General features: G+C 60.1%; 3 protein-coding genes and 1 pseudogene. 1 reads left to right on the forward strand and 3 read right to left on the reverse strand.

Annotated elements, in window-relative coordinates; all coding sequences use genetic code 11:
* From G3O01_RS44550 to G3O01_RS44560, 3 genes and pseudogenes are all read right to left on the reverse strand, one after another.
* Window positions 1–214, reverse strand: a pseudogene (locus G3O01_RS44550) (hypothetical protein); the annotation flags it as partial.
* A 216-nt stretch (window positions 215–430) separates the two neighbouring features.
* Window positions 431–2,182: a pyrrolo-quinoline quinone gene (locus G3O01_RS44555; RefSeq protein ID WP_205813867.1), complete on the reverse strand. Its 1,752-nt coding sequence runs from the start codon at window positions 2,180–2,182 to the stop codon at window positions 431–433.
* Between the two features lie 192 nt (window positions 2,183–2,374).
* Complete coding sequence (locus G3O01_RS44560; protein ID WP_205813868.1) at window positions 2,375–3,412, reverse strand: hypothetical protein; 1,038 nt, start codon at window positions 3,410–3,412, stop codon at window positions 2,375–2,377.
* A 925-nt stretch (window positions 3,413–4,337) separates the two neighbouring features.
* Between G3O01_RS44560 and G3O01_RS44565 the strand changes: the two genes are divergently transcribed.
* Complete coding sequence (locus G3O01_RS44565) at window positions 4,338–6,260, forward strand: hypothetical protein (protein ID WP_205813869.1); 1,923 nt, start codon at window positions 4,338–4,340, stop codon at window positions 6,258–6,260.
* Window positions 6,261–6,634: the final 374 nt, after the last annotated feature.

Genomic DNA, 6,634 nt, shown 5'->3' on the forward strand with positions numbered 1-6,634 from the left:
TCGCCGCCGCGGCCTTGCCGGGCGCCGGCGGGCGTTGCGACTCGCGCGCGATGTTCACGCGCGTCGTCTTGTTGGCATCCGCATAGCACGCGGCGGTATCGACGGCCTGCTGTCCGGGTCCCTGGCTGCGTCCCGGATAGGTCAACGGCACCTGCGCAACGGATGCGCCGCTGACGACGAAAAGTGCGATTGCAGCATGAACGAGGCGTGTCATAAGCGAGCGGACTCCCAGGCGTTGTCTTGGTCTTGTCGGCGCGGATGCGCGTCGCGAGGTACGCGTGAAGTCATGACGTGCATGCACGGCCGATTCGGGCCCGTGCAAGGCGAAGGGTTGCTATTCCAGCATATCGTGTCGCAGCGGCGCAGCACGCCAGAAACACGCCATTCGTCGCCAATTTCCGTGTTGCGGCGCGACAGCGTTCTCAGCAGATCAATGCAGCAGGCCGAATACGGCGACGCCATTGGTCGCGCCGACATAGACCTTGCCGCGCGAGATCATCGGCGTGATGAACTTGTTGCCCGCGCCCCATTGGTCGCGCGTGCCCGACTGGTTGCTGTTGTAGAGTTCGGTGCCGAGACTGGTTGCGTCATACGCGTGCAATGCACCCGTCGTGCCGTTTTCGGCGGCCCAGAGAATCGCATTCGATGTACCGTTCGCCGAGATGGCAGGCACGGCGCCGGGGTAGGCGAAGGTGGTCGGACTCTTCGATGCGGCCGTGGTGGCGAGTAGCGCATTCGTGACGGGCAGCGCCTTGATGTTGTCGTTCAATGCGCCGTAATAGACCGTGCCGTTGAAATAGGCGGGCGAGCCCCAGATGCCGCCTGCCAGGGTACCTGTCAGTACCTGCCAGATATTGTTGGACGTGGCGCTGAATTTGCCCATCGCGTCCCGGTCGACCACATAGATCTTGTTGTCCTTCCCCGCTGCAACGGCGAGATGCTTGACGGTACCGCCCGCTGTCGTCTGGTCGGGCAGCAACATGGCGCCGCCCGAGCCGAAGTCGGCGTCTGCGTTCGCGAGTGACACGACGTCGAGCGGAGCGAAGTAGTCGGTCACCTTGAGCGGGCTCGCGGACAACTTCATGAACGTATTGCCGTAGTCGTTATCGACGGGAAAGCCGTTCGCATCGAGCGTCGTGCCGAATGTGCCGTTGCCGTCCACCAGATAAATAGACGTGCCGTCCGACGCCATGCCCGAGCCCGCCATCCATACGGAGCCCTGATGGCCGTTCGGCGCAACGTTGACCACGCCTGTCTGCTTTAGCGTGTCGGCGCTATAGCTCATGATCCAGCCGGTATAGGCGCCTGCCATGCAATGCGCCGTCCAGCCCATGAAGATGTTGCCGTTCACGAGCGTCAGCGCAACGCGCTCGGTGTGCAGCGAAGGGTCGAACGTCAGCACGCCGTTGACGTTGTTGCCGCCCGTGCCCGCAGCCGTCGCGGCGATTTCAGTCGGGCCGCCGAACAGTTCGGCGCCGCTCGCGAGGTCGAGCGCATGCAGCCGGTGATGAATGCCGCCGCTCGCATCCTTCGTCATCGCCACCGCGTACAGCACGCCATTCGATCCGCGAACGCGATCGATCACGGGCGTCGATGTGATGCCGATTTCAGGTGTGATGTCGGTGCAGCCGCGATTGTCGCTGGGCGTTTCGTTCGCGCCCGTCAGCGACACTTTCCACAATTGCGCGTAGTTATCGGCGTCATACGCATAGACGCTGTTGTGCTCGGTCACCACGTAGATCACGTTGTGCGTCGAGCCGTTGATGGACAGGCTCGTAACGGAAAGCGGCTGACCGTCCACTTTGCCGTCGGCTGGCAGAAACGCGAGCTTGCCGAACGACGAAGCATTGACGTTGGAGGGTGTGAGCGTCGTTTCAGCAAGCATCTGACCCGTGCGCGCGAGATCGTTGTGATGCATCAGCACGTCGGTGGCAAAGGCGGTCGATGACGATGGCGTGCTGCCGCCCGATCCCGATGTGCCGCTGCCCGTTCCTGCTCCCGAGCCTGAACTGCCACTCGAGCCGGAACTGCTGGTGGCGCTCGTATTGTCGGATGAGCCGTTGCCGCACGCGGTGCAAAAGAGCGTGAGAGTCAGCGCGATCAAGAACCTGCTGACGCGCGCGAGCGTACGCTGCGCGTGGAGTGTCGAAGGGGCGAGAGGTGCTGACGGCAGTCGATGCATGCGTGTCTCTCCCCGCGCTCTGATGAGCGTCCTCGGATGGCGGCATAGCGTTTGTTTGCTGCCTATGCGGCGCTTTGCCAATCCCTCCATGGTAAGAACGCACGCGCAGCACCACGCGACATCGCTAAGCCTCTATCCGCCAGACGCCTGTTTTTCTTCTTTTTCTGCATGTGACGCGGGTCCGCTCGACAGCTAGTGCTGCCGATAGATCTCCGTATCCTCGCTTGCAGGCAACGTCGCGGGCGTCTCCGGCGGCGACCAGGCCTGGACCGTGGGCGGAAGCGGGCGTTGCACGGGCTTCGCAGCCGTCTTCAAAGGCGTGCGTCGCACAGCAACCGTTTTCGTGCCGGCCTTGGCGGGTACCGTCTTGCTCGCAACATTCGCTGGCTTGCGCGAACTTTGGGCGGCGACCGTCTGCACGCAGGGCGAACGCGGCCCGCATGCCGTATTCGCCTGCTTCGCACTGGTCTTGCGCTCCTGTTGTGTGGGCGTGGTGCTGTGAGCGCGTGTGGGTGTGGCGCTGGCGAGCTGGCGCGCGCGCGGCGCAGGCTGTGGCAGCGGCGGCGCAAGCGGCTTCGCCGCGAGCTGTTTCGCGTGGGCCTTGCCTTGCGATGCGGGGACGGGCGGGGGCGAAGTCGCTGTCGCTGCGGGCAGGCTCGGCGTGCTGCTTGCGAGTTTGCTGCTGTGTGCGTTGGCAGGTTGATGGACTGCGGCGCCCGCCACGACGGCGGTATCGGCGGCGTCGCGACCGCGTAGTGTTTCGATCTGGTTTCGCAAGCTACGCGCAAGCTCCTGCGTGCGATCGGCAATCGTCGGACGCTCCTGACGCGGCATCGCGCGCAGTTCGTTCTGGGTGACGATGCGGCGCAGGCGGCTTTGCATTGCATCGCGTTGCGTCAGCGTGATGTAGGTTCCGAATGCAATGGCAAAGCCGAGCAGCACGACGGCCGCACCTGTGCTGAGTTTCCAGTCGGGCGTGCCGACGGACGCGGGTGTAGCCAGACGGCGCTGCCTTGGCCTGATACGCCTGAAAAGTGGCGGATAAGTCGGCAAGGAATCGGGCGCGCTCTCGCCGGCCGTGTTCGCATTCGCTTGCGGCACCGAAGCGTCGAAAGGAAATAGCCGATCGAGTGGCTGCGCGGGAAGCTCTTGCTGCGCCACAGGTTTTGTCTCCGACGCCGTGTCGCATTGCTCGTGCGGCGGCGCTGAACCCTTGCGAATCATGTCCATGGACAGACTCCCATGCCGGCACGGTTGGCGGCATCGCACATTCTTCTCATTGGCAACCATCGTGCGCAGGACGTGGCCTCGTCACGACGCAATGCGTCGCGCGTATTCGCAATGGTCTTTATGCAATATGAGTCAGCTTTCGCAACAGGTCAATAAAACTCGATGATTCAGTTCAAAAAAAATGGCTCGTGTGTATTGCAAGTGCGACAAAAGCGCTATATCGGGCGAATATGGACTGGCAAATATTCATTCGATGCTCATTCATCGTATTCAGAAAATTGATCAAAAAGAGTGTATGGAAAACGCCAGGCGATCTGGAAATCGGGAAATAAACTCGATAAAAATTAGCTAGTCGTTTCACGCCATTCATACATCCCCATTTTCAGGCTGCTGAAAGAATAGGTAACTTCGACAGTCGTCGGCACGCAATTGGGTAAGATGCATTCGGCCCTTATCCCCTCGATGGTGCATAAGCACGAGATGCACCTGAATAATCATCATACGTTACAAAGAGTTACGCCGTTTCAGCAGACTTAAGCACCCTCGTTCGGTACGATTTCGCCTTGCAAAAGATTCTGGCCTAACGGATGTTTTGTGTATTGGCTGGAGAGAGCCGTCAAATGGTGCTTTCATTCCAATGCAATTTAATGTCTGATTTAAAGCGTGAATTATCAGACATTAACCGAATCTGATTTGCAGTTACATCTGGTTGCAATCGGTTGAGCACGGCCTCACTCGCATGAAGAAACATGCGGGCTCGCAGGAAATGCGCTGCTCCAAATTACCGGCACCGCCGCCGCACCGGCAGTCGACGCAGTAAGAACGACTCCGCGTGCAAGACAGCCAACCCTGAAATCCAAAGTATGCGTTCGGGCATTTTTCCCAGGCGTTTTCGGACGGATTTCGATTGCCCATTCGTATTTCCATGAAAGTCAATTCAGTTCTCGTTTCGTCATCGTTAGCGGTCCTTCTGGCGGGCTGTGGCGGTGGCGGCGGTGACGCGTCGGGCACCGGCGCGTCCACCAATAGCATTTCGCAAACGTCCCCGGCATCGGGTGCCAATGCGACCGCCAACGGCAATACAACCGGCAGCATGAGTTGCGCGTCGCCATCGACGGCGAACGCGTCGGCAGGCGGTGCGCTGATTTCCGCCGATACGACGAGTAGCGACGGCACGCGCATGTTTGCGTCGGGCGCGAACTTCCCGCTCGTCTTCACGACCAACGCAGGCAGCGCGGATACGCTGAACTGGTCGATCAACGACACGACAGGCCGCGTTGCGGCGAGCGGCAGCGTCGCGGTGCCGGGTGGCGCAGCGGCGACGACCTTGACGTGTCACTCGACGCTTGCAGGATATTTCGCGGTCTCGGCCAGCCTGAAGGCGGGCGGCGGCGCGTTGCCTCAGGCCGGTACGCGTCCGACGGGTATCGCGACGTTCGGCGTGATTCCGAACCTGAGCAATGTCGTGCCCGCTGTGACTTACACGAAGCAGGAGCAGCACCGCTTCGGCATGCAGGGCGAAAACGATCGCGCTGCCGTGCTCGCCGGGCTCGGCATCACGCAGACGATCGACGATCGTCAGATGTCGACGATGGAGCCGAATGGCGCCAATACTTTCAATCCGTCGGCGAATAATCTCGACTCGTTCTATACGTCGGGTAACGTGATGCGTCTGATCCGTCTGGATGGGACGCCGGGGTGGGCGTCGAAGTCGGGCGGCTTCGAAGACTTCACGACCCTGCCGAAGGACATGTCGTACCTGCAGAACTATATGAGCCGCGTCGGTACCGAATCGAATGCGATCCGCTTGCAGTACTTCCCGAAGCAGTCGGCGAACTTCTATCAGGTGACGTGGGAACCGAATCAGTTCTGGACCGATACGGATGCGAATTTCGTGTCGCTGTATCAGTCGGTGTATCAGGGCATTCACTCGACCGATCCTAATGCTGTGGTGATGGGGCCGGCGGATGCATTCCCGACGCTGACGAATACGCGTCTGCAACGTATTGCGTCGCTGGGCTATGGCAAGTACATCGATGGCGTCGCGACGCATGGTTACTACGATGCGGGCACATCGCCTTCGCATCCGCCCGAGCGTCTCGCAACCGACCCGGACGCAGCAACCGCCGCGAATGCGCTGAACAACTCGATTCGCACGCTGCGCACGACGATGGCGAACCAGTACCGCTCGGGTATGAAGCTGTATCAGACGGAAGTCGGAATCAGCTATGACCTCGGCTCGTCGTACGGTCCTAACTATCCGACGGGCAACGTGCTGTTCGCGCAGGGCGCAGTGGTGGCGCGCACGCACATCATTCTGCTCGGCGAGGGCGCGGACGTGTCGTACGTGTTTTATGGCGCGGACTATCCGGGTGAAGTCGGCTACGGCACGTTCTTCGATCTTTCCAACGCGCAAGGCTCGTTCGGTGCCACCAACATCAGCCCGAAGCCGGCGGCAATGGTGGTGAGCGCGATGTCGCGCATCCTGGACGGTACCAATACGTTGGGGCCGGTGAAGAATACGCCGTCGGGTGTCTATGCGTACTCGTTCCAGCAGGTCAACAACGGATCGGTAATCACAGCCTTGTGGACGCACAGCAATGGCGCGTGGAGCGCGAGTGCGGGCTTCAGTTCGACGTATAGCGTGGCCTACAGCCTCCAGGTCGATGCGCCCGGCACGAGCGGCACGGTGACCGTGCTCGACATGATGGGCAACCCGATGACGCTCAACTACTCGAACGGCACACTGCAGCTCAATCTGACTGAGGCGCCTGTGTATGTGGTGTCGAAGAATGCGAGCGTTGCAAAGAACAATGTGAATCCGCCGCCGGGTTACGTTGGCTCATAAGCGATGAAGCTCGCAAGTGACGCAGCTCGAAGTTGCTTGCGAAGCTGCTTGTTCTTGTGAAGAAAGCGCGCGGATGTTCCGCGCGCTTTTTCGTTTTCACGATTTGCTTCGCACCTGGCTTGATGGTCGCCAGTGAGTTTTGTCGCTAAGTCATTGATTGAATAGGTGAGTACATTGCAATGGCGAGTACTTGCCGAATTGACCCCGCAAAATTTATGAAGATTTTTCGAAATGGGTGTTGACAGCCCCCTTGGGGTCTCGCATAATTCGGCCTCTCCAAACGACGGAGACGCAAGAAAGCAGCAGAAAACAGCGGCTTTTTAGCGAATGTTCTTTAAAAATCAACAGCCGATAAGTGTGGGTGCTCGATGGCG

Source organism: Burkholderia sp. Ac-20365 (genome assembly GCF_017104715.1).
Lineage (GTDB): Bacteria > Pseudomonadota > Gammaproteobacteria > Burkholderiales > Burkholderiaceae > Paraburkholderia.

What these genes read in the sequence shown, in the direction of transcription:
- G3O01_RS44555 (WP_205813867.1), bottom strand. Translation starts at nt 2,182, where the DNA reads ATGCATCGACTGCCGTCAGCACCTCTCGCCCCTTCGACACTCCACGCG.
- G3O01_RS44560 (WP_205813868.1), bottom strand. Translation starts at nt 3,412, where the DNA reads ATGGACATGATTCGCAAGGGTTCAGCGCCGCCGCACGAGCAATGCGAC.
- G3O01_RS44565 (WP_205813869.1), top strand. Translation starts at nt 4,338, where the DNA reads ATGAAAGTCAATTCAGTTCTCGTTTCGTCATCGTTAGCGGTCCTTCTG.